Here is a 20,592-nt window from a genome sequence, read left to right on the forward strand (position 1 = left end):
TGAATCCAGGCATTTTTCATTTCAAGTTTTCCTTATACCACGCAGCCGCAGCTTCCACCTCAGAAGATGTCAGCTGATGGCCGTGGTTTTCCCAGTGCACCAAGACATTACCCCCTGCACCTTTCAAGAGATCCGAGAGCTCTTCTGTTTCTTCCGGCCGGCAGATCGGATCGTTCATGCCTGCCCCGATAAAAATTGGCATATCATTCAGTTCAGGAATGGCTACGCCACGTCTTGGCACCATCGGATGATGGAGGATCGCAGCTTTTAACGGCCGTTCAAAGTGGAATAACAGGCTCCCTGCTATATTTGCCCCATTCGAATACCCGATTGCTGTTACTTCTGAACGGTCAAAAGAATATGTTTCTGCTGCTTCAGATAAAAAGGCATTCAGTTCATTCGTTCTGAAAATCAAATCTTCTTCATCAAATACACCTTCAGCGAGTCTCTTAAAAAACCTCGGCATGCCATTTTCGAGCACGTTTCCCCTTACACTGAGTATATTTGCATCAGAATCAATATGTTTGGCGAGCGGTATAAGATCATTTTCATCTCCGCCAGTGCCGTGAAGCAGCAGAAGAGTTCTGTTTCGGTTCTTTCCTTTTTCAAAAAGATGTTTCATGATGTGTCCCCTTCCATGATGACAGGGTCTGGCTGCACGCCAAACCCCTTATTCTTGAAAATTATTGCTTGAAAATTATTGCATTCCTTTTTTAATAGAATCAGCTACCATAACTGTCCGCTTAGCCTGATGCTTAACGGCCGGTTCAACATTCTCTTTTAAATTCCCGTCCTGATCTGCTGTAACAGAAGTGCCGTACGGATTTCCTCCAGCCTCGAACAGAACCTGGTCTGTGTATCCCGGAGCAGCAACAATTGCACCCCAGTGGTACATTGTTGTATAAAGGCTTAAAATGGTTGCTTCCTGACCGCCATGAGGATTACTTGCCGATGCCATTGCACTTACTACTTTATTAGCAAGCTTCCCCTGGAACCATAGTCCTCCAGTTGTATCAAGAAACTGCTTCATTTGAGCAGGTACGTTTCCAAACCGGGTCGGAACGCTGAAGATGATGGCATCTGCCCATTCAAGATCGTCAAGCGTAACTTCAGGTACATGCTGAGTGGCTTCGAGATGCGCTTTCCATGCTTCATTGGACTCAATCGCAGACTGCGGAGCCAGTTCAGGAACTTTTAACACTTTTACTTCCGCTCCCGCTTCCTTTGCTCCCTCTTCAGCCCATGAAGCAAGCTTGTAATTTGTACCTGTAGAACTGTAGTAGATGACGGCTAATTTTACATTTGACATTCCGGTCTCTCCTCATTTCGGTTCGATTTTTATCTTTAAGTAATATATCTCGAAGTCGAATTAATTATATGCTGACCGTATATAAAAGTCAACAATTAACAGTTTCTATAGGTAATATACCCATGAATACAGGGAGAAAACATGTTTCTTGCAGTTTGTTAGGGTTACGTTGGCGCGCTATGGTTTAAAACACTTTCTGAGGTTGGGATTCCTGACAAAGTGTTGTTAACTCCGGTTTAGAACACTTTCTCTTGTTCAGAGCGGTGACAAAATGCTGCTAACTCAAGTTAAGTACACTTTCTGCTGGCCGAATACATAAATAAATGTTGTTAACTCCAGGTAAGAACACTTTCTGCTGGCCAAATCCATAACTTAGTGTTGTTACCTCCGGTTAAAAACACTTTCTCCTGTTCAAATGCCTGAAAAAGTGTTGTTAACTCAAGTTAAGAACACTTTCTGCTGGCCGAATACATAAATAAATGTTGTTAACTCCAGGTAAGAACACTTTCTGCTGGCCAAATCCATAACTTAGTGTTGTTACCTCCGGTTAAAAACACTTTCTCCTGTTCAATGCCTGAAAAAGTGTTGTTAACTCAAGTTAAGAACACTTTCTGCTGGCCAAATCCATAACTTAGTGTTGTTACCTCCGGTTTAGAACACTTTCTCCTGTTCAAATGCCTGACAAAATGCTGCTAACTCAAGTTAAGAACACTTTCTGCTGGTCTAATCCATAACTTAATGCTTCTAACTCCTACTTAGAACACTTTCTCCTGTTCAAAGCAGTGACGAAATGCTGTTAACCCCTCCTATAACACTTTCTCCCCCTTCATCAAGTGAAGCATAACCCCTGTCAGTCAGAAAAATACTTTACATAGAAAAAACCGAACTAATGAATAGTCCGGTTCCTCTTTTTCATATTCTTTTCTTTACTTCATTTGCTCATTCAGCACTTCAAGCGCTTTAGACATCTGCGTGTCGTTTTCCTTAAGTTTTGCCTGCAGGAGTTCCAGCATTTTAATGGTGGTTTCTCCTTTTATTGTTCCTGTTTGGCTGAGGTTGTTTTCAGTCTGGAACCTGGTAACTGCTTTTTTGGTCGTTTCCTCAAAAAATCCTTCTGTTTTAATGTCCTCATAGCCCAGTGCCTGCAGCATCTGCTGTGCTGCTTTTACTTCTGCTGATGAGTCTCCCTGTTTCAATTCTTTTTCAGGATTTAGATACGGGAGATTGGCGTAAGCCGGAAGTGATGCTTTGTGCTGGGGCTCTATTCCCTTTTTATGAATCCAGGATCCATCCGGTGTCAGCCATTTTGCAATCGTATATTTAATGGATGATCCGTCTTCAAAGCTTTTGGCTGTCTGAATCGTTCCTTTGCCGAACGTTTTTTCACCGACGATCGGGATGCCTGCGGACTGATGAAGGGCTCCAGCCATAATTTCAGCCGCACTTGCGGTTCCATTATCGACGACAACGACAACAGGTACGTTCACCGCTGAATCGTTTTGTGATTTTTGAACTTCTTTTGTTCCATCCTTATTTTCAACCTGCATAATCGTTTTGCCTTTTGGAACGAATATATCGCTCATGGCAATCGCCTGATCAAGCAGTCCGCCCGGATTCTGACGCAAATCGAGAACAAGACCCTTAACGTTTTGGTCATTTAATTCGTTTAATGCATCTGCGAGCTCTTTTCCTGTTGTTTCAGAAAACTTGGTAATCTGAACTTTCCCGATACCATTTTCTACTTCTGTGTAAACCGTTTCGAGCGGAATGGTATCTCTCGTCAAATTAAAATCAAGCTGTCCCACTCCGTCGCGTTCAATGACAAGCTGAACCTTTGACCCTTTTTCGCCGCGGATCAGCATGACAGCTTCATTGACTGTCATTCCTTCCACACTTTTATCATCCACTTTAAGAATTTTATCTTTTGGCTTAAGTCCCGCCTTTTCAGCAGGGGAACCTTTAATTGGGGAAACAATCATGATTTTGCCGTCAGATTCCTGAACCTCTGCCCCAATTCCTTCAAAAGAGGATGAAATGTTTTCATTGAAGCCTTTTGCTTCTTCCTGATCCATATAGGCTGAGTATGGATCTCCAAGTGATTGAAGCATTCCTTTAATGGCTCCGTCTACAAGCTTTTCTTCATTGGTATTCTGATAAAATTCGCCCTGAAGCGTGTCGTATGTAGAATAGAGCTTTTCAAACGGATCATCGCCGGTTCTCTCAGCCCCGCTTACTCCCGTGCCTTTTTGAACTACGGCAAACGTAATTCCGGCACTTATGACAGCCGTCAGCAGGATTGCGAACAAAAATTTCAGTTTGTTGTTGGACAAAGTAACACCACCCTCGTTATGTAATCATTATGAGTAACAGAGAGAAAAACGTCAACTAAAATCACCATGAAACAGATTCCCTCAAACAGTATGCTCTATATATGAAAATCCATTCTTTCGGCATGCCTTCTCACACCAAAAGCAAAGCCATCATATCCTAATCAGAAAGGAGTGGTTGAAGATGCCGACTTATCTGGATCTGCTGGCGCAGCTCGGCGTTGGCGGCGCCCACCCGGGGGGTTTTTTGCTGACAAAGGAAATCATTGACCTTGAGATGATTCCCGAAACAGCAGCTGTTCTTGATGCCGGATGCGGAACGGGGCAGACCATGCAGTTTTTAAAGTCCATGATTCAGGATGTCAAAGGACTTGATCCTGATCCTGTCATGATTCAAAAAGCAGCAAAAAGGTTAAACGATTCTTCCTGCCTCATCAAAGGATCGCTCGAGGAGCTGCCTTTTGAGAGCCGCACATTTGATTACGTTTTTTGCGAATCGGTTTTAAGCTTTACTGATGCAGAAACTTCCATTAAAGAAGCACACAGGGTTTTAAAAGATGAAGGCATTCTTCTTGCCATTGAAATTGTAAAATCGGAAAGTGCCGAGAAGCTGATGGCAGAAGAAATTGAAGCGTTTTATGGATTCCAGTCTCTGTTAAATGAAAATGAGTGGATCAATCTTTTTAAAAGCGCAGGATTCACAAGCATAACCGTAAAATCTCAAGAAGACTTTTTAATAGAAGAGAATGAACCAACAACCGAATTTGATATGTCCGAGAATATTCCCGAAACCTATTTCGAAATGCTTGCAAAGCATGAAAGTCTCAGGGAAATCTTTCACCGCGCCGTCCAATTTCGCATTTTCAGGTGCGTAAAATAAGGGCACCGGGGTATTCGTACAAACCCTTCCTGCTGTTTTTTCATAGTTTATGGTGAAGCAGGTGAAGGGAGGAAAAAAAATGTCGCAAAATTATTATAATCTATGCTGCCAATACAACGGGCAGGTAGTGCGCATCAGCGACCGTTTCGGCAGACAGCACGTTGGAAGAATTACAAATGTCACAAGACAGCGTGTATTTATCCAGCCGCTTGGCGGACGCGGACGCGGCGGCTTCGGCATGGGCTATTATGGCGGATACGGACCAGGCTACGGATACCCATACGGCATCGGTCTGGCATTTGTAACAGGTGTTGTTCTTGGCGGTTTGCTGTTCTGGTAAACAAATTAAGGTAAGGAAAAAAGCAGGCCATCACATTTCAGAGATGGCCTGCTTTTTCTTCATAATTAGTGGGATTTCATTATAAATTTCAACAATATCGCTGATTTTCATCCTGACAAGTCCGCTGGAAGATGGTGCCGCAAATTCAAGTACACCCCCGGCAAGCGGATCGTGCTGGAGGCCCCAAGCGGCTTTTTTCTTCCCGCTGTATGCGAGGTAAACTCCTTTTCCAACAAAACAGGCAAGTTTGGGCTGATAGGTTTGGAGCTTATCAAGCAGCTGCACTCTGCCTGCTCTGTATTCGCCTGGAGTAATTTCAGCAGCCGTTTTAGTCGGCCGGTGAACAATGTTTGTGAAACCGATTCCCTGGTCAAGAAGGTCCTTGTCTTCGAAAGGAGAAAACAGCCTGTCCGTAATTCCCGCCTCATAAAGAATCCGGTAGAAACGGTTGTTTTTGCCCGCATAATGATGCATGACCTGTGCTGAATACAGGCTTGGATTGAAGCCAATGAACAAGAGATCCAGTCCGTGTCTGATTCGGTCGAGCTCAGGCCCGCTCATCAGATTTTCTTCACTTTTTTAAAGTATTCTTCTAGAGTCAGCTGGTTTTCGACTATTTCTGTCGCTTCTTTTACCCCTACATAACGCAGGTGCCAAGGTTCATATGAGAACTTTGTGATCTCTTCTTTGCCTTTTTGATAGCGGATGATAAATCCGAATTTATGCGCGTTCGCCTGTACCCATTTTCCTTCGGGAGTATTTCCGAATTTTTCGGTAATATCCATATCGGCGCTTTTGCTTGTAATATCCATCGCTAGTCCTGTTTGATGTTCGCTTTGGCCCGGAAGCGCAACCGTCTCAAGGGCTGTTGTGTCTCCTTTTCGTTCCTTTTCTACATTTAAGATGCCGGTCTGGCGTTCATATGATCGGTAACCGGAGACTGCAAATAATTCTACTCCCTCTGCAGCAGCCTGTGCGAACAATCGTTCAAGGGCTGCAGCTGCTTCTTTTCGAATATAGCGCTGAGGCACCTCTGCATCGCCAAAAGAAAATGGAACATTCGGGGAGACCAGATCAGCAGGCTCGTAATCAGCCGGCAGGGAGAACTCTTTATTTACGAGTACCATGCGGTTCTCGGGGTTCGCAATCGTTTGCTTTCCATTAACCTCTTTAATTTGATTGAAAAACGGCTCTTCTAATGTCAGAATTTCTTCTTTAACTTCTTTTTCCGGCTCTATTTTTTCTTGATGTTCCTGTGTCTTTGCCTGTCCTTCTTTAAAAGGGTTCAGGCTTTTGGAAAAATCCAAGCCGGAACATGCTGAAAGCATCAGTGTCAGCGGCAAAACAGCAGCCATTGTTTTTTTAGTTGCACTCAATTTCATTCACCTTACCTGCATTTTGACATTTCATAGCTTTTATTTTATCACTATTGCCTAAAATGAGGAAAACTATATCTGTCATTTGTGACAGATTTTGTCGAAAAATAAGAAAAACGCACGAAAAAATTTCGCGCGTCTTTTTTTGTACATTTATTTTTTGATCGCTGCTTCAAGCGCAATTTCCATCATTTCATTGAATGTTGTTTGACGCTCTTCAGATGTCGTTTCTTCCCCTGTAAGAATGTGATCGCTTACTGTCAGAACAGAAAGTGCCTGGCGGCCAAATTTAGCAGCAAGTGTGTAAAGGGCGGCGGATTCCATTTCGATGGCCAGTACGCCGTATTTGGCCCATTTTTCAAGCTCTGAATTGTCGTTGTAGAACATATCGGCGGTGAACACGTTGCCTACTTTCAATTTCAAGCCTTTTTCATTTCCTGCTTCATAAGCAAAGCGCAGCAGGTCAAAGTCAGCAGTCGGAGCATAATCAACTCCGCCAAATGTCAATCTGTTCATTTGCGAATCTGTTGAGGCGCTCATCGCAAGAATAACGTCACGGACCTTTACATCCTGCTGAATCGCACCGCAAGTTCCAACACGGATCAGCTTTTGCACATTATAACTTTGAATCAGTTCGTTTACATAAATCGCGATGGATGGCACGCCCATGCCAGTACCCTGGACGGAAATTCTTTCGCCTTTGTAAGTTCCTGTGTATCCTAACATACCGCGCACTTCATTGTAGCAGACAGCATCTTCTAAAAACGTTTCCGCAATATATTTTGCGCGCAGCGGATCTCCAGGCAGCAGAATGGATTCTGCAATCTCATTTGGTTTTGCTCCTATATGAACACTCATTTTCATACCTCCAGTTTCTATGTAAAAAAGGTGCTTTTTCAATATACCATAATCCTGCTGAAAAAATCTTTTCCCTTTCTACATTTTTCGGGATTCCTTTCGATTCTATACATGATACTTATTTACTGGTGTGAAAACGGCTTATTTCGAGAAAAATAGGTGGGAAAAGGAGGGATACTGATGGGCAAAAAACATCGAAACAGAGTCAATGGACAGAAAAAAAACAATCATATTCCGGCTGAAGCTATTGAGGCTGAGCATGATGCACATGGAAAAGAAGCTTCCCCCGAAAAACGCAAAAACGGTCCTGGAAACCACATATAGAAGAAAATCAATAAGAAAGGGCAGCCACTGTCGCTGCCCTTACCTTACCTGCATTCTGCTTATTTTCTTCCAGCCGCCTGAAAACAGCTTATAAAAAGTCTGTCCCCTCTTTCGCTCATCAATCAGCAAAATATCGCCGGTGGCAATAAACCTTGCCTTGTAGTCTTTGGGTACCCTGTCTTTCACATTAAACATGCAAAAGATGTGATGCATGGCATCAATGTGGCCCGCTGCCTCCAGATTCATCCTGTATACTTCTTTGTATCCATTTTTTTGTCCATATTCCGGCGTTTGAAAGATGGTAACCTCATATGTCTGAGGCCTCGCTTCAAAAAGATTTAATCCCATACATGCCACCCCCATATTACATATTAGGTGACTGCTGCCTTAATTCCTTCGTCTAAGCTGCACTAGTTTTGTCGATTAACATTTTAATCCATTCATACAGCCTGATCAGTATTAAGAGCACCACAATGCCTGCGGAAAATCCTGCTGCTACATCAATGGCATAATGAACGCCTAAATATACTCTGCTTAACCCAATCAATCCTATAAAAAAAACAGCCGCCCAGAACCTTTTCTTTTTTGTACGGCTCGCTGCTGATGTGTTTGCCAGCAATAGGTAGCAAATAAATCCATAGAAAACGGTGGAATTCATTGCATGGCCGCTTGGAAAACTGTAATGGGCTGCATCAATGACCGCATGAAAAGATGGTCTTTCCCTTTCAAACAGATCTTTAAGTCCGGTGTTGAGATAGCGTGCAGAATAAAACGCAATCCATAAAAAGACAGGAGCTAAAACGTTTTTATTCAGCAGAAGAAGAAAGGTCGCAAATAAAAGCACAGGGTATTCGGCTTTTATGGAACCGGCATCGCTGACCGCCAGGAACACAGCAGTTGCCGGTTCTGACCGCCACGTTTCAGCTTTTTTTACAACGAAATTTTCAGCATGCTGAATACCATCTATCCTGTAAATACATGCAAGTAAAAGAAACAGGAGAAAAAAGGCGGCTATCTTTTTCACGGCTTCTCCCCTCCCACGGACTGCTTAATTCATTTTGTTTCGTTTATGTTCCTTATGCCCTGGAGCAGGCTGTGGTTTATGTGCGACTTCAGTTGAGAATTCTTCTTTATATTGACCCGGATCTTGTTTTTTTGCTTTTTGCTCAGCGCTGTTCTGATGTTTATGTGCCATGAATCATTCCTCCATATCATAAATAGATGCCTTCTTATTTTTACTGAAAAAAAGTCATCCATTCATGTGTTTCGGAGCCATTCTTTCCATAAATATGCTGCCTGTCTCTCAAAAAGACGCGGGTCATTCTGGTTTTCCTTTTTCATACAGCAAATAAATCCGTTCACCTTGAACGGATTTCCTTAAGCTGCTTTCCAATTTTAAGACCCATTTTCACATAGAGTCCTCCTATAAAAACAATAAGAACAATCATCCCCACATATTCAAGGCCAGCAAGCTTCAATCCGGTGCTCATTGCGGTAATGATGTACAAACTTCCAAGGAGCGTCCTGATCTCCGCCTGTTCAAACCTCGATGTCAAGTATGCTCCTGCCTGCGCACCTGCAAGTCCCCCTGCTATCAGCATGGCTCCAACTGACAGGTTAATTGGTGATTTTGCGTAATATGTGATAAAACCGGCCGTAACAATGAAAAGAACACTCATAAGACTTGTCCCCACTGCTTCCCTCGGTTTAAATCCGGACAGGGAAATCAAAAGCGGCACAAGTATAAAGCCCCCTCCAACCCCTAGAAGAGTTGAAACAAAACCTCCGGTCGCGCCTGTAAACACCAGAATCAGCAATTTTATGCCCTTTTTTCTGCCTGATGATGCTTTCTTATCCTTCCTGAGTAGCAGACTCCATGAAAAATAACCAAGGAGAAGAACATAAGCAAGCGGAATCACTGTTTCATCCAACTGATGATCACTTAAAAAGAAAACAAATGGATTGGCAGCCTGTGTAGCTGCCGCTCCGCTTGCGCCAATCAGGGCTGCCTCCTTCCATTTGACATTTTTCATTTTCAAATGTGCGAATACACCGGAAACTGATGTTCCGATTGTATACATCAAACTTATGGTGATGGCAGTAATCGGATCAACTGAGAGCAGCAGGAGTACCGGAGTAAGGATAAATCCGCCTCCAACGCCGAAAAAACCAGACAAAACACCAATCAGTAAACCGAGTCCTGCGTATAAGATAAAAATAAGAATCACACCTCTGGTAAAAATAGCCGTCAATTCCTATTTTATCGGTCCTGGGGAGAAAATAAAAGGTATGCCTTGTAATCAGAATCTTTCAACTTCACCTCGGCCTTGCGATTACACCGTTATGAACTTTAATAAAGCCGTGGCGCAGGATATCGAAACCGTTTTCATAAATATATAGGCCCATTTGCTGAATCGTCATTAATTCTCTGTACGTATGATTCATGACATCCGCCATGATCTGATAGTACAGTTTTGATTTTGCCTGTGCCCTTGGCGTTGTCAGAATGGCATAACCGCCGTCCTTTAAAAACTTTCTATGCCAGTCGATGGCTTCTGGCTTTTGCTCATCGGGGAAATGCTCAATCATACCAACGCTGATCACAATATCGAATTCTTTTCCGAAAGTAAGATTGCGAATGTCATCGACCAAATAGGTGATGTTAAAGTCATTTTTGTAATAGACTTTGTGGCTGCCTGTCTGAGGGTTTTGACCTAAAAAAGGATAATGCTCCGGAAATTCGGCAAACCTGCTGTCCCTGCAGTACGCATCATAATCCACCATAACCACTTCCGCACCTGGATACATGGCTGCAAGCTGCATAGCCTCATACCCTTCTGCCGCGCCGAGAAACAGTATTTTTGGCTTGCTTACATCCAGCCCTTCAAACAATGCGCGTTTTCCCCGAGGATCCCAAATGCCGTCCTCCATCCTGTGGATGTAATTCCAGAGCCTTAGTTTAAATGACCGGCCGAGTACTTCCCTTACCTCTGCAGGACGAAAAGCAGAAAAATGCATCCTTAATTCCCGGCTGAGCTCCTCCATTTCTCCCGGCACATCTTTTATGAACCACTCGTGAAACGATTTATTGAAATATTCCCAAGATGTGTGCACCGGCATGGACAACCCGTTTTCTTTTTCCCATACCTTCCGGTCCTTTGATAAGGTTTTCACTTCATACGGTTTTCCTGTCTCTTTCCAGGAGAGCTGCGACCAGTCACTTACGACATTTGACGTAAAGAACGCATCTTTCTCTTCATCTGTATATGTGCGCAAGTCAATTTTAAAGCTTTCTGTTAAAGCTGTTTTACCCAGATCCTCTTCTGTAAACGGACGATGTGCGGTGATCATTGCAGCACCTCTTTTTAGTCAGAATTTTACATTCATTCTAACAACGATTATCTGTTGAATCAATCAATTTGTCCACTCATTCTTACTTGAAAAAAGCTGAAATACTTCGAAAAAACGAGAGAGAGAGAGATGAGGTAGGTAAAATGACTATATTCAGCTTTATACAGATAATTCTGAATCTTTAAATTACGTAAAGATTTTGTTAAGATGAATTTACTCAATCAAAGGAAGGCGTGATTCCAATGAAGACGGTCAGCGAAGCATATCAGTAGCTCATCTCGGAAAAGATCAGTCCGTGAAAACTGATTTTGAGGTGTGTGGATATGCGGGAAATCAGTGAATCCGACTTATTAAAGGGGATGATTCCAATGACTGCCGTTAGCGAAGCATATTGTAATCATGCTGCCGCAGGAAAATAGCCGGTGAAAACTATTTTCGGAGCATGTGGATATGCGGGGAAGCCAGAGTGAGAAAGCAATATAATTAAGATGAGTTAGTATGATAAGAAATTTGATTCAAAAGTGTTATAGTAAAGCATTATGCTAAACTTGTGTTAAAAAGAGCAATGGGAATAAACTGATTCATCGTGCACTATGTTAATTGAAACAAATCAATTGATGGAAAGCAGCGAATGGGTTTTAGTAAGAAAGGATCGAACTTAAAAGTGAATATGTTTGGATTGAAATAAGACGCTGTTTATGTCCGGTATACATAGACAGCGTTTTGTTGTGTTCCGGCATCTTTATATACAAAAAGACGCTTCATAGGAAACGCCTTTTTGTCCTCTCAGCCTGCTGTGCCCTCTGAAGAATAGTACTCATCCTTCAAAAACTGCAGAAATTGATCTCCTGCATCATAAACGGGTCCATTATTTCCCGTTTCCTGAATCCTTAATTTTGCAGCATCTATGTATGGAAAATAAGAAGCCGGTATTTCCAGATCTTGAATCAGCTGCTCTCTTGTTTTATCCAGGACTGTATACTTTTTCATCCAGAGATTCTCGTTCATATCTATCCATCCCTTCCCTCTTTCTGAGCCAATATGTTTATTTCACTTCTTCATAAAGCAAAGAAGTCAAAAATGGAAGCTTTTCAGTCATTCCTTCTCCGTACTCATCTTTTAATGCTTCAACTAGCATAGACGGCAGTGTTTCCCGCTTTTGAATATCAAATGAAACGATTTCATTTGCATTAAGGCCGAATGTAAGGCCAGTATAGGTGTATCCGATAAAGAAGCGGTCTGTCTGCAGACATTCAATGACTTCTTCTTTTTCTTTTCCAAGGGTTATTAATGACAGTTTTCCCTTATCCGTGCCTATTTCTATTTCGTAAATCATGCTGCATCCTCCTCATTTCTCTCTTTTCTGACCGATTTCTCGCTATACTATTCGAACAAGTATGGTCATTTTCTGACTGTCCTGAAACCTTATGCAATAGCTGATGCCAGTCTAGTTAAAAAATGACTTCTTCAACTAAAAATAGAAAAAGCAGCAAGATGAACTTGCCGCTTTTAAAATCAGCTGTATCTTTGGATAACATCTTCCAATGTTCTGCGGATGGCCTGCTGATCCGCATTTGGAATCATCACTTTAACAAGAGACTCATCCATTTCAAGCGCTTCTGACAAAAATCCTCCCAGGCCTCTTGCTCTCCTGTCGATCTCAAGCATTAGCTCTACTCCCTGCGGACTGATATTTGAAATCACGACCTCCAGTTCATCCAATTTCCCTCTGAACGGACCTGCAGTCGGATAAAATTCAAATTCCTGTATGAACGGCAGCCTTTTTCTCAGGTGGTATGGAGCTGCCTCGTTTTCTGCTTTGCGCAAATTGAATCCGAGATCTCTTAAAGCGGCAAATACGGTCTGAACAATGGCGGGTGGAAGGACCTCAATCCGGTCTTTATCACTTGGATCAACGGCCCCTTTAATATCCAGCCCTGTTTCAAGCCATACTTTTGATGAACCGAGAGTAATCGGAGTATCCGAAGGAAGCTGAAACGCAAACGGTATTTCTTTCACTTCATTTGCCATGATGACAAATGGCTCATTGATTTTGATTTTGGTGATTGTGGCGTTTTGATAATACTTTTTATCATCTGTCTCTTTTAAGTAGCTTGTTTGGAGGGACAGATAAATCTCATCAATCTGCTGCTCAACATTTCCCCCCTGAACATGGATGATGCCTTTTACTTCATCCATAAGAGCAATCCTGTCAGATGCCAGTCTTGCATCTACTTTTGCAGCCCCAATTCCTACACTTGATAAAATTTTATTAAAAAATGACATTTTCTTCTCCTCCATCTGCACACTTCAAAACATCAGCTTTCAGGTCTTCAATCCTGTCATATGGCTGCTGAAGCTTGAGCATCCGTTTAATCGTATCTTTTGAGTGCTGAGTTATTGCAAGTTCTTCTTCCCAGCTTCTGTTCTTTTTCGTTACAGGGACATATTGCGAATACAGCAGAAAAAGAACAAAGTGGCCAAGCGCATAAAAGTCGCTTTGAAAAGAACGTTCTCTGTAAAGTCTTTTTTCACGGGAAAAAGACTTCCCCATTTCTGCAGGATCCGGTCCCTCTCCAATTCTTACCGCAAGTCCGAAATCAATGATTCTGATGGATTCATCCTTCAAGAGGATATTTGGAATCCTCAAGTCCCTGTGCACAATCCCTTTTGCATGAAGAACCTCTACAGCCTCTATTACTTTCAACAAAATACGGAAAGATTCCTTCTCTCCGAATGATTCTTTTTTCAGGAAGATTAAATCTTCAAACGTATCTCCCCCAATATACTCCATTGCAATGAAATGCTTGTTGTTCCAAAAAAATGACCCTGAATAAGCCGGAAAATACGGACTGCTGAGTTCTGCCAGCAGTTCTTTTTCAAGCCTGAATGACGAGATGCCGCTTTCTGTTTCCGCCTTATATGCCCTAAGCTGTTTGAGTACAAGCGGCTCATCTCTTTTTGTTAAAGCAAGATATGTGATGCCGTAGCTTCCTTTTCCAAGAACTTTCTGTATGGTATATCGATGATCAATTACATCACCGGCCTTTAGCGGCCTCTCTCCGTATTTTAGGAGAATGTTCTTCATCAGCTGCTGTAGGATCCTGAAAATCTGCTCGATTTTGATTTGCGTTTGTAGTGCTTATAGCCGTATTTGGAAGGATTTCCATATGGTCTGCTTCTTCGGTCGCTGCTGCTGTATCTGCGGTGCGATTTTTTTCCGAGAAACGATTCAATCAATTTTTTCAGCATGACAATCCCTCTTTCGTTAAAAGTTCCTGCTCTTTTCATACGTTCCGCGTGAACAAAAGTTTCAGGTTTTTCATATGTAAGTAAGAGGCAAGGTTTTAGGAGCTGGCACAAATGACATTCCTCCCCCTTTTTAAAAAACCAACGATCTCATCTCTTATGGGTCACGCAGAGAAAAAAGCATTTAAAGATTACTTGATGGCTGATCAGCCGGGTCCATCTATTGTGTACGGTGAAGAATCGAAAATAATCCGGAACATCCGGGCTGTTACGGCATCTTACAACCTGAATAATGTAACGAGGACAAAAGCTTATCTTTCCTTCTATATAAAAAATCCGGAGGTTCATTGGGCTTTTTTAGCCCACATGGTTTCCCGAAACGGCGGCTACAGCATGACTGATTTGAAAAACAGTCTGGTGAGCCACTTTCTATCCGAAAATGAACGGAACTCTCTGTTTCATTTTCTTGAATCAGCAAATGCCCTGATTTTCCACGATGCTTATCCCCAGCTTCTGCTTTATGAGGAGAGCAAGAAAAGCAGAAGGTCTTTGTTCCGTCTGCTCCCCGCCTTACATGTTTCGAGATTTATGGAGCCAGTCTGGGCGCAGTTTTATGAAACAAAGCAATCGGAGTTGCTTACCCTTGCGCTGATTACGAATGAACAGCAGTATGTCGAGCAGCAGCTTGTATCAAAATCATCAGACATTTTAAAGTCCATTCCTTATCTGCTTCAAGAAAGGTGCGGTTTTACAAACGTTATTTTCCCCTTTAAAAAAAGAGGGTATGATCAGTATTTTTCACTGGCAGGAGTTGAAATAGGACAGTTTATCGATCCGAAAGAAAGGATCAGCATTGGCAAATCCCTTTACAGCACCTTGTTTCATCCCGCGGTATTCCCGTCAGCTCTTTTATTTGCAAAAACATTTCCCCATTCCGGCTCACGGGAGGATTACTGGCCGAACCTGTTTGCATCTGATCCCCATCAAAAAATATACAGCCCGAAGCTTGCAGATGTGTGGAATGATGTATCCCATAAATATTACCCGTGGCCTGACTGGCTGAAGGATCCGGAGATGGTGTCTGACTTTGATTGCTTTGATAAAAAGAAAACGTACAGGGATATGACAAAAAACGTAAAAATGGATCTCCTGAAAATGGGGTCGATGAAGCTTCTAACAAAACCATTCTTAAAACGCGGCATGTAAAAAACGGCGAGAAATCTCGCCGTTTAATCAACGTCTTCCAGGTCTTCGTCAATAATGCACTTTTCAAGAAGATAATCAAATGCAATATCCGCGATCGTATCAAGCTCCGATTCCGAGGGAACATATCCCCGCTTTGTCAGCTCATTGTAAAAGAATTCAGCCATTTCTTCGGTATCAATGATTACTTCAATTTCTTTCACAACATCGCCCCCTTAGTAATTGTTTATATGTCCAACTTGTATCATCTATGTCTTGCAAATCAAACATTTTTCTTTTCATATTCTTTTTTCACGGTGCATACGATGGAATAAATAGATCAACAAAAAAAGGAGATGCTGAAAATGAAAAATGGACAAGCTGCTGCAAAACAGGAAACGAATAAATTTCTTGTATTTTTAGACGGAGAAGGATTTGAATGCGTTCACAAACAGATGATTGCATGTCTTCAAACAATCATGCTTTATGGATGTATTCCTTTTTTTATTTACGTTCTCATATCGCTTTTTCATTAAGTGTTCGTATATTTTCTTAAACTGTCGATGATAAAATCCATCATTTCCTTGTATTCCAGATCACCAAACATATCATACATAAATAAATAGTCATTATAGATATCTAAAAGTTCATCAACAATATCACGTTTGCTGCGCTTGACTTTCTTCGCGGGGAGTTCCTGCTTAGGCAGCTTTTCTTTTGCCAGAAGCTGCTCAATCCCATTTGTTTCCTGCGAAACAATATGCATCAGGCTAAGCTGCTGGACAAATGTGCCTGCCTGCTTTTTCCCCATGACGAAAACAAGCTCTTCTTCGGATGCTTCAAGCCATTCCCCGTCGTTGATTCTCATCAGTTCATAAATGATGTCTTCCCAGCCATCTTCTGTGTATCTCCAGATTTCAGTCCGGAATCCAACCACCTTGAAAAGCTCTTCTTCATAGCCCTTCACTTGAACAATATCCCCGATATGGTATTGAAACTCAATTTCGATCTTCTCGGAATCAATCACCTTCCCGGTGTATTCAGAGTAAAGCTGTATCGCGTTTTCAAAGTACAAAATCTCGCTGTGGTTCACTTCGTAAAGATAATGCTGATCGATCTGATGAACGTTCGTCACTGTCCCGACCGTACTGTACATAACAATCACGACAATATCCCCGACTTTGTACTTTGGTATTTTTTTGTTCACGATAGATCCTCCTTTGCCGCGATTCATAAAAGATAAAATAGTATATGCCGGAGCGCAAAATAAGTAATAGGCAAAACAGCAAAGGATTCCGAGATGGACTCATGAATGTTCATCAAGAAGGAAATAGTAAGAACCTAAAAATCAATTCAAGGAGGACTCACCGTGGAGAACACATCAAACTTCGTAAACAGCCTGCAGCAAAAACAGCAAAAAGACGAAAACAACCGCGAGCACCAGGGCAGCAGCAACCCGGGGAAGAAGAAGCCTAATAAGACGAATAAGTAAGAAAAGCGGAAGCGCCTGGTTAGCTCCGAAGGACAGAAAAGGCTCCGCCGGAAAAAGCCGGTCTTGCTTTTTTTGGCGGAGCCGTTCTGGCCGAGGAGTTAGGCGCTGGAGCTGGACAGTAAGAAAAGCGGAAGCGCTCGTTTATCTCCGGGAGTCAGATAAGGAAACGGCGGTAAAGGCGCTTATTGCCTTTGGCGACGGTTCCGTTCTGACAGAGGAGCTGAGCGCTGTAGCTGGACAATAAGAAAAGCGGAGCCTTTTGGCTCCGCTTTTCTTATGATTAGTCATGCAGTCTTCCTCTCTTATACATCCAAAACAGCAGCAGAAAACTGACAATCATGATGAGCTCCGCCCAGATTAAATACCACGGCCATTTGCCAAGCACGTTAAGCAAAGACACACCCTCAGGCTTTTTCATCAGGAACATATAGTTTGACCCCAGCCACTTGTTTACGGCAAAAATGATGGCAGCATACAAATTAACAATCAGAACGCATACCCATACTGTCCGGAAGGTTATTTTATAGGAAAAAGCCATCAGCATGACCAGCACCGCCAGAATAACAGTCCCATGCGAGATAAAAAAGACAAGGTACTGAAAGTGCGGAAAATGATAGGTGCCGAGGTCCGGAGTCAATAGAGCCTGCACAGAGCTTGCAATTCCTGCAAAATATAAAAACTGGAAGAGTTTTTCCGACCCGTTTATGAGCATGATGAAAGCGAATATGACGGACAGATCACTTACATGCAAAGGCAGGGCAGATGCTGCAGACCACGCATGTTCACTCAGCAGCCATATCTGGTGAGTGATCAGCGCAAGAAACAATATTGCTGCAAGAACCAGCCTGATGGAATGCTGATGCGGCATCCAGCTCTTTTTTAACAGCATTATTCCAAGAATAAATACAGATATAATAACTAGCGTCCATATGTGCTCTGCAGAAAACAGACTGAATGTGTCTCCCTCTGGACGATACTGAAGGTACTCTTCCACGCCCTCACCTCTCATGTTTTTTATTAGATTTCACTTTAACAGGAAGTCTATCCGTGAAAAAAAGAGGCGCGGCTATAAAACAAACAGATTACAAAAAAAGGGTGAATTTGATCCGCACGTGGTCAAATTCACCCTATTTTTTGTGCCGGCTGCTTTCTCCCTTACGTTCCGGTACTCGCGTAAGCCCGCAATCCATACAGCCAGAAAACATAGGCAAGAGCTATGCTGACTAAACCGACTAATGGGGACAGAATCCCGACAAAAGCATACCCTTCTCTGTCAAGGAACCATGCCGCCGGATAAAAGGCCGTAAACCCGTACGGAATGACCCACGTTAAAAAGACACGAATGGTTTTGTTGTAGATCGTCATCGGGTATTTAGCAAACTCACTCAGATTAAAAACAGCGTATACAATAGGCAGGCTGTCGATCATCCAAAAGGAGAATGTGGCAAAAAACAAGTTTATGGCAATGTAAATCAAACCGCTTGAAACAATCATCACAACGAGCATCAGCCAATCTGCAAATCCGAATGCCAGATTCAGCTGCGGAAAGGCTGCTGCAAGAATAAGTATCCCGATTACAAGCTGACCCAGTCCATCCTGCTGCAGCCTGTCTGCGCATACATGAAACAGGGGATTGATCGGCCTGATAAGAAGCCGGTCCATCTGCCCGGGCCTCACATACTGCCACCCAAGCGTCCATAAATTATCAAAGAATATATGATGCAGAGACCTGCCTGTTGCGGCAATGCCGTAAATAAAAAGAATTTCATAAAACGTCCAGCCGTTAATTTGCTCAATATGATCGAACACTACTTTCACAAAAAAGATGCTTGCGAACTGCTGAAGCATCACGCTGATCACTCCGATGAAAAAATCCACCCTGTATTCCATCATGACCTTAATGTGATTTTTCGCAAAAATATAATACAGCTTTGTATACCGTTTGAGCATTGTATTACCCCCTTACCCGCCGAAAATGGTCACTTTTTTGATCGCCTGGGACCAAATCAGTTTCATGATAAGAAACATTCCGAAGCACCAGCCAAGCTGAATCAGCAGAGCAAGATATGCATCACTGCCTTTCAGAATACCTGTATATATAGAAACAGGCGTAAATACCATCGCCTGAAACGGCAAATAAGAGCTCAATGTTTCAAGCCATCCGGGAAAAAGCGTAATCGGAACAAGAGCTCCGGAGAAAAACGTGATGACTCCCTCTTTCAGGACTCTCAGACCCCAGACGTTTACCGTCCAAAAAGCAATGATGCCTATCATCAAATCAAAGAACGTGCCAATCCAGACTCCAAGTGCCGCGCTGATGATAAACAGGAGTGCCGCTTCCGCCGAGCCGGGAAGAGACAGATCGATGAACAAAAAGGCAATCACCATCAAAGGCAGGGTTTCCCTGAAAAAATGTGTGATCTTTCCGCCAAAATCCATGAATATCAGTTTAAAAATCACATCATAAGGCCTCATCAGCTCAATGGCAATGTTCCCGTCCCTGATATCGTGTGCCAGCTCATTCCCAACTCCGGAAACATATCCCTGAATAAACATGGCCACCACAATATACGTCAGCATATCCTGCAGCGTAAGGTTCTGAATAGTGTCCTTTCCGTCGTAAACGGCATGCCAAAAATAAAACATGATCATCAGACGCATGATGGATGATGCTGTTCCAGCCCAATACCACGCGGAGTATGCAGTGTTGATCTGCATTTGGGATTTTGCAAACATCAGGTATTTCGTCATTTCTTAAAACCCCCTATAGTCCGCGGTTATAAATTTCTTCTACAATGGTTTCGATTTTTGGATCGTTTAAAGATAAATCAATAATGTCATTTTCAGATAAAACCGCAGAAATCACTTCTGAAGCAGCCACATCCTTTTGAGAAAATGCAAGGATGACTTTTTGCTGCTGATCTTCATCGACTACTCTAAGCTCTGTTCTGTCCTTAATAGCGGCCGGGTATGAGAAGGATTGCACATTTTCGACCTCAAAATGAATTTCCCGCTTAGCCGCGAACGTGTCTTTTATTTCATGAAGGCCGCCGTCGTATAAAATGGATCCATTGTCGATGATGATGATTCGGCTGCAAATCTCTTCAATGTCCTGCATATCATGCGTTGTTAAAAGCACCGTCGTTCCAAACCGGGCATTCATTTCCTTAATAAATTTCCGGATCCGTACTTTCACTGCCACATCAAGTCCGATAGTCGGTTCATCTAAATAGACCACATCCGGTCTGTGGAGAAATGCTGCTGCAAGCTCACATCTCATTTTCTGCCCAAGCGAAAGCTGCCTTACCGGTATCGAAAGCAGCGGTTTCAGCTGCAGGACCTCTGTGAACAAATCAAGTGTTTCCTTAAACTGCTCTTCAGGCACTTCATAAATATATTTGAGCAGATCAAACGACTCAGATACCGGAATGTCCCAGAACAGCTGAGTCCGCTGGCCAAAAACCGCACCGATCTGTTTCGCATTTTGTTTTCTGTTTTTATAGGGAACAATTCCGCCAACCTTTACTTCCCCAGAAGATGGTGTCAAAATTCCCGTCAGCATTTTGATGGTAGTTGACTTTCCGGCACCATTTGCACCGATGTACCCAATCATTTCCCCGCGGTCAATTTTGAAAGTAACTCCTTTGACAGCTGTTTTCGTCACGTATGTACGTTTAAAGAGTGCTCTCACTGCTCCTCTTAAACCTGGTTCTCTCTTTACCAGCTTGTATTCCTTTTTTAAATCCCGCACTTCGATCAATCTGATGTTCCCCCTTTGCTGTCTGTATTTTTTTGCAACTATAAAATTATAAAACTGATAGAAAATTTTGTAAATCACTTTTTTGATGCGCTTTCAAAAAATTCCTTCAAGCATTGCAGCCTTCCTTTATTAAAAACGTCCTTT

Annotated in this window: 28 protein-coding genes; 6 read left to right on the forward strand and 22 right to left on the reverse strand. The window is 42.6% G+C overall.

Annotated elements, in window-relative coordinates; all coding sequences use genetic code 11:
* Window positions 1–16: 16 nt before the first annotated feature.
* The 3 genes from ACTSEZ_RS06835 to ACTSEZ_RS06845 all read right to left on the reverse strand — a co-directional run bounded on the left by ACTSEZ_RS06835 (window position 17) and on the right by ACTSEZ_RS06845 (window position 3,639).
* Window positions 17–622 (reverse strand): alpha/beta hydrolase, encoded by a 606-nt coding sequence (locus ACTSEZ_RS06835; protein ID WP_369733420.1) that lies wholly within the window; start codon window positions 620–622, stop codon window positions 17–19.
* A gap of 75 nt (window positions 623–697) precedes the next feature.
* Window positions 698–1,309 carry an NAD(P)H:quinone oxidoreductase gene (gene wrbA / locus ACTSEZ_RS06840; RefSeq protein WP_029566379.1) on the reverse strand — a complete coding sequence of 204 codons (612 nt, stop codon included), beginning with the start codon at window positions 1,307–1,309 and terminating at the stop codon, window positions 698–700.
* A 926-nt stretch (window positions 1,310–2,235) separates the two neighbouring features.
* Window positions 2,236–3,639 carry a S41 family peptidase gene (locus ACTSEZ_RS06845; protein ID WP_369733421.1) on the reverse strand — a complete coding sequence of 468 codons (1,404 nt, stop codon included), beginning with the start codon at window positions 3,637–3,639 and terminating at the stop codon, window positions 2,236–2,238.
* A gap of 154 nt (window positions 3,640–3,793) precedes the next feature.
* Between ACTSEZ_RS06845 and ACTSEZ_RS06850 the strand changes: the two genes are divergently transcribed.
* On the forward strand, window positions 3,794–4,516 hold the full coding sequence (locus ACTSEZ_RS06850; RefSeq protein ID WP_369734067.1) for a class I SAM-dependent methyltransferase: 723 nt from the start codon (window positions 3,794–3,796) through the stop codon (window positions 4,514–4,516).
* Window positions 4,517–4,595: 79 nt separating this feature from the next.
* The gene (locus ACTSEZ_RS06855; RefSeq protein WP_369733422.1) at window positions 4,596–4,856 is read left to right on the forward strand and encodes a hypothetical protein; all 261 of its coding nucleotides are present in this window, start codon (window positions 4,596–4,598) and stop codon (window positions 4,854–4,856) included.
* A 30-nt stretch (window positions 4,857–4,886) separates the two neighbouring features.
* Here ACTSEZ_RS06855 and ACTSEZ_RS06860 read toward each other — a convergent pair whose 3' ends face one another.
* The 3 genes from ACTSEZ_RS06860 to deoD form a co-directional block, all read right to left on the reverse strand.
* Window positions 4,887–5,417, reverse strand: coding sequence for a mismatch-specific DNA-glycosylase (locus ACTSEZ_RS06860; RefSeq protein ID WP_369733423.1), 531 nt, complete (start codon window positions 5,415–5,417; stop codon window positions 4,887–4,889).
* Window positions 5,417–6,238: a M15 family metallopeptidase gene (locus tag ACTSEZ_RS06865; protein WP_369733424.1), complete on the reverse strand. Its 822-nt coding sequence runs from the start codon at window positions 6,236–6,238 to the stop codon at window positions 5,417–5,419. The genes ACTSEZ_RS06860 and ACTSEZ_RS06865 overlap by 1 nt, the downstream gene beginning before the upstream one ends.
* Before the next feature lie 147 nt (window positions 6,239–6,385).
* Complete coding sequence (deoD, locus tag ACTSEZ_RS06870) at window positions 6,386–7,090, reverse strand: purine-nucleoside phosphorylase (protein WP_029280764.1); 705 nt, start codon at window positions 7,088–7,090, stop codon at window positions 6,386–6,388.
* Window positions 7,091–7,270: 180 nt separating this feature from the next.
* Here deoD and yoyE point away from each other — a divergent pair, with 180 nt between their 5' ends.
* Window positions 7,271–7,414, forward strand: coding sequence for a protein YoyE (gene yoyE / locus ACTSEZ_RS06875; RefSeq protein WP_369733425.1), 144 nt, complete (start codon window positions 7,271–7,273; stop codon window positions 7,412–7,414).
* 39 nt (window positions 7,415–7,453) lie between these two features.
* Here the strand turns inward: yoyE and ACTSEZ_RS06880 are convergent, their stop codons facing one another.
* From ACTSEZ_RS06880 to ACTSEZ_RS06925, 10 genes are all read right to left on the reverse strand, one after another.
* Window positions 7,454–7,762 (reverse strand): hypothetical protein, encoded by a 309-nt coding sequence (locus tag ACTSEZ_RS06880; RefSeq protein ID WP_369733426.1) that lies wholly within the window; start codon window positions 7,760–7,762, stop codon window positions 7,454–7,456.
* A 52-nt stretch (window positions 7,763–7,814) separates the two neighbouring features.
* On the reverse strand, window positions 7,815–8,438 hold the full coding sequence (locus ACTSEZ_RS06885; protein WP_369733428.1) for a phosphatase PAP2 family protein: 624 nt from the start codon (window positions 8,436–8,438) through the stop codon (window positions 7,815–7,817).
* A gap of 24 nt (window positions 8,439–8,462) precedes the next feature.
* The gene (locus tag ACTSEZ_RS06890) at window positions 8,463–8,609 is read right to left on the reverse strand and encodes a hypothetical protein (protein ID WP_369733430.1); all 147 of its coding nucleotides are present in this window, start codon (window positions 8,607–8,609) and stop codon (window positions 8,463–8,465) included.
* A 163-nt stretch (window positions 8,610–8,772) separates the two neighbouring features.
* Complete coding sequence (locus tag ACTSEZ_RS06895) at window positions 8,773–9,642, reverse strand: sulfite exporter TauE/SafE family protein (protein ID WP_369733431.1); 870 nt, start codon at window positions 9,640–9,642, stop codon at window positions 8,773–8,775.
* An 88-nt stretch (window positions 9,643–9,730) separates the two neighbouring features.
* A complete protein-coding gene (locus ACTSEZ_RS06900) occupies window positions 9,731–10,765 on the reverse strand; it encodes a class I SAM-dependent methyltransferase (protein WP_369733433.1) in 1,035 nt (344 codons plus the stop codon).
* Window positions 10,766–11,551: 786 nt separating this feature from the next.
* Window positions 11,552–11,773 carry a hypothetical protein gene (locus tag ACTSEZ_RS06905; RefSeq protein ID WP_369733434.1) on the reverse strand — a complete coding sequence of 74 codons (222 nt, stop codon included), beginning with the start codon at window positions 11,771–11,773 and terminating at the stop codon, window positions 11,552–11,554.
* A gap of 37 nt (window positions 11,774–11,810) precedes the next feature.
* The gene (locus ACTSEZ_RS06910; RefSeq protein ID WP_369733435.1) at window positions 11,811–12,101 is read right to left on the reverse strand and encodes a hypothetical protein; all 291 of its coding nucleotides are present in this window, start codon (window positions 12,099–12,101) and stop codon (window positions 11,811–11,813) included.
* 179 nt (window positions 12,102–12,280) lie between these two features.
* The gene (locus ACTSEZ_RS06915) at window positions 12,281–13,051 is read right to left on the reverse strand and encodes a sporulation protein (protein ID WP_369733436.1); all 771 of its coding nucleotides are present in this window, start codon (window positions 13,049–13,051) and stop codon (window positions 12,281–12,283) included.
* Window positions 13,038–13,853 (reverse strand): serine/threonine protein kinase, encoded by an 816-nt coding sequence (locus tag ACTSEZ_RS06920; RefSeq protein ID WP_369733437.1) that lies wholly within the window; start codon window positions 13,851–13,853, stop codon window positions 13,038–13,040. The genes ACTSEZ_RS06915 and ACTSEZ_RS06920 overlap by 14 nt, the downstream gene beginning before the upstream one ends.
* On the reverse strand, window positions 13,853–14,017 hold the full coding sequence (locus ACTSEZ_RS06925; protein WP_369733439.1) for a hypothetical protein: 165 nt from the start codon (window positions 14,015–14,017) through the stop codon (window positions 13,853–13,855). Before ACTSEZ_RS06925 ends, ACTSEZ_RS06920 begins: the two co-directional genes overlap by 1 nt.
* Window positions 14,018–14,128: 111 nt before the next feature.
* Here ACTSEZ_RS06925 and ACTSEZ_RS06930 point away from each other — a divergent pair, with 111 nt between their 5' ends.
* On the forward strand, window positions 14,129–15,220 hold the full coding sequence (locus ACTSEZ_RS06930; RefSeq protein ID WP_369733441.1) for a DUF2515 family protein: 1,092 nt from the start codon (window positions 14,129–14,131) through the stop codon (window positions 15,218–15,220).
* Between the two features lie 23 nt (window positions 15,221–15,243).
* Here the strand turns inward: ACTSEZ_RS06930 and ACTSEZ_RS06935 are convergent, their stop codons facing one another.
* Window positions 15,244–15,420 (reverse strand): YozD family protein, encoded by a 177-nt coding sequence (locus ACTSEZ_RS06935; RefSeq protein ID WP_081414131.1) that lies wholly within the window; start codon window positions 15,418–15,420, stop codon window positions 15,244–15,246.
* A gap of 141 nt (window positions 15,421–15,561) precedes the next feature.
* Here ACTSEZ_RS06935 and ACTSEZ_RS06940 point away from each other — a divergent pair, with 141 nt between their 5' ends.
* On the forward strand, window positions 15,562–15,732 hold the full coding sequence (locus ACTSEZ_RS06940; RefSeq protein WP_369733442.1) for a hypothetical protein: 171 nt from the start codon (window positions 15,562–15,564) through the stop codon (window positions 15,730–15,732).
* Here ACTSEZ_RS06940 and yodN read toward each other — a convergent pair.
* Window positions 15,729–16,403, reverse strand: a complete 675-nt coding sequence (gene yodN / locus ACTSEZ_RS06945; protein ID WP_369733443.1) for a germination protein YodN — start codon at window positions 16,401–16,403, stop codon at window positions 15,729–15,731. The two genes, ACTSEZ_RS06940 and yodN, sit on opposite strands and share 4 nt — an antisense overlap.
* A gap of 162 nt (window positions 16,404–16,565) precedes the next feature.
* Between yodN and ACTSEZ_RS06950 the strand changes: the two genes are divergently transcribed.
* A complete protein-coding gene (locus ACTSEZ_RS06950; protein ID WP_369733444.1) occupies window positions 16,566–16,688 on the forward strand; it encodes a DUF4023 family protein in 123 nt (40 codons plus the stop codon).
* Window positions 16,689–16,968: 280 nt separating this feature from the next.
* On the opposite strand, the gene ACTSEZ_RS06955 is transcribed toward ACTSEZ_RS06950, so the two are convergent.
* The 4 genes from ACTSEZ_RS06955 to ACTSEZ_RS06970 form a co-directional block, all read right to left on the reverse strand.
* On the reverse strand, window positions 16,969–17,682 hold the full coding sequence (locus ACTSEZ_RS06955; protein WP_369733445.1) for a YwaF family protein: 714 nt from the start codon (window positions 17,680–17,682) through the stop codon (window positions 16,969–16,971).
* Between the two features lie 161 nt (window positions 17,683–17,843).
* The gene (locus ACTSEZ_RS06960; protein WP_369733446.1) at window positions 17,844–18,638 is read right to left on the reverse strand and encodes an ABC transporter permease; all 795 of its coding nucleotides are present in this window, start codon (window positions 18,636–18,638) and stop codon (window positions 17,844–17,846) included.
* 12 nt (window positions 18,639–18,650) lie between these two features.
* Window positions 18,651–19,439 carry an ABC transporter permease gene (locus ACTSEZ_RS06965; protein WP_369733447.1) on the reverse strand — a complete coding sequence of 263 codons (789 nt, stop codon included), beginning with the start codon at window positions 19,437–19,439 and terminating at the stop codon, window positions 18,651–18,653.
* A gap of 13 nt (window positions 19,440–19,452) precedes the next feature.
* Window positions 19,453–20,448 (reverse strand): ABC transporter ATP-binding protein, encoded by a 996-nt coding sequence (locus ACTSEZ_RS06970; protein WP_369733448.1) that lies wholly within the window; start codon window positions 20,446–20,448, stop codon window positions 19,453–19,455.
* Window positions 20,449–20,592 lie beyond the last annotated feature (144 nt).

This window comes from Metabacillus mesotrionivorans (genome assembly GCF_052171315.1).
Classification (GTDB): Bacteria; Bacillota; Bacilli; order Bacillales; family Bacillaceae; genus Bacillus_P.

Excerpts from the sequence above, each read along its gene's own strand:
- ACTSEZ_RS06960 (WP_369733446.1), bottom strand. The coding sequence starts at position 18,638 with ATGCTCAAACGGTATACAAAGCTGTATTATATTTTTGCGAAAAATCAC.
- ACTSEZ_RS06925 (WP_369733439.1), bottom strand. The coding sequence starts at position 14,017 with ATGCTGAAAAAATTGATTGAATCGTTTCTCGGAAAAAAATCGCACCGC.
- ACTSEZ_RS06905 (WP_369733434.1), bottom strand. The coding sequence starts at position 11,773 with ATGAACGAGAATCTCTGGATGAAAAAGTATACAGTCCTGGATAAAACA.
- ACTSEZ_RS06880 (WP_369733426.1), bottom strand. The coding sequence starts at position 7,762 with ATGGGATTAAATCTTTTTGAAGCGAGGCCTCAGACATATGAGGTTACC.
- ACTSEZ_RS06930 (WP_369733441.1), top strand. The coding sequence starts at position 14,129 with ATGACATTCCTCCCCCTTTTTAAAAAACCAACGATCTCATCTCTTATG.
- yoyE (WP_369733425.1), top strand. The coding sequence starts at position 7,271 with ATGGGCAAAAAACATCGAAACAGAGTCAATGGACAGAAAAAAAACAAT.
- ACTSEZ_RS06890 (WP_369733430.1), bottom strand. The coding sequence starts at position 8,609 with ATGGCACATAAACATCAGAACAGCGCTGAGCAAAAAGCAAAAAAACAA.
- ACTSEZ_RS06900 (WP_369733433.1), bottom strand. The coding sequence starts at position 10,765 with ATGATCACCGCACATCGTCCGTTTACAGAAGAGGATCTGGGTAAAACA.
- ACTSEZ_RS06855 (WP_369733422.1), top strand. The coding sequence starts at position 4,596 with ATGTCGCAAAATTATTATAATCTATGCTGCCAATACAACGGGCAGGTA.
- deoD (WP_029280764.1), bottom strand. The coding sequence starts at position 7,090 with ATGAGTGTTCATATAGGAGCAAAACCAAATGAGATTGCAGAATCCATT.
- ACTSEZ_RS06865 (WP_369733424.1), bottom strand. The coding sequence starts at position 6,238 with ATGAAATTGAGTGCAACTAAAAAAACAATGGCTGCTGTTTTGCCGCTG.
- wrbA (WP_029566379.1), bottom strand. The coding sequence starts at position 1,309 with ATGTCAAATGTAAAATTAGCCGTCATCTACTACAGTTCTACAGGTACA.
- ACTSEZ_RS06910 (WP_369733435.1), bottom strand. The coding sequence starts at position 12,101 with ATGATTTACGAAATAGAAATAGGCACGGATAAGGGAAAACTGTCATTA.
- ACTSEZ_RS06915 (WP_369733436.1), bottom strand. The coding sequence starts at position 13,051 with ATGTCATTTTTTAATAAAATTTTATCAAGTGTAGGAATTGGGGCTGCA.
- ACTSEZ_RS06835 (WP_369733420.1), bottom strand. The coding sequence starts at position 622 with ATGAAACATCTTTTTGAAAAAGGAAAGAACCGAAACAGAACTCTTCTG.
- ACTSEZ_RS06920 (WP_369733437.1), bottom strand. The coding sequence starts at position 13,853 with ATGAAGAACATTCTCCTAAAATACGGAGAGAGGCCGCTAAAGGCCGGT.
- ACTSEZ_RS06965 (WP_369733447.1), bottom strand. The coding sequence starts at position 19,439 with ATGACGAAATACCTGATGTTTGCAAAATCCCAAATGCAGATCAACACT.
- ACTSEZ_RS06940 (WP_369733442.1), top strand. The coding sequence starts at position 15,562 with ATGAAAAATGGACAAGCTGCTGCAAAACAGGAAACGAATAAATTTCTT.
- ACTSEZ_RS06860 (WP_369733423.1), bottom strand. The coding sequence starts at position 5,417 with ATGAGCGGGCCTGAGCTCGACCGAATCAGACACGGACTGGATCTCTTG.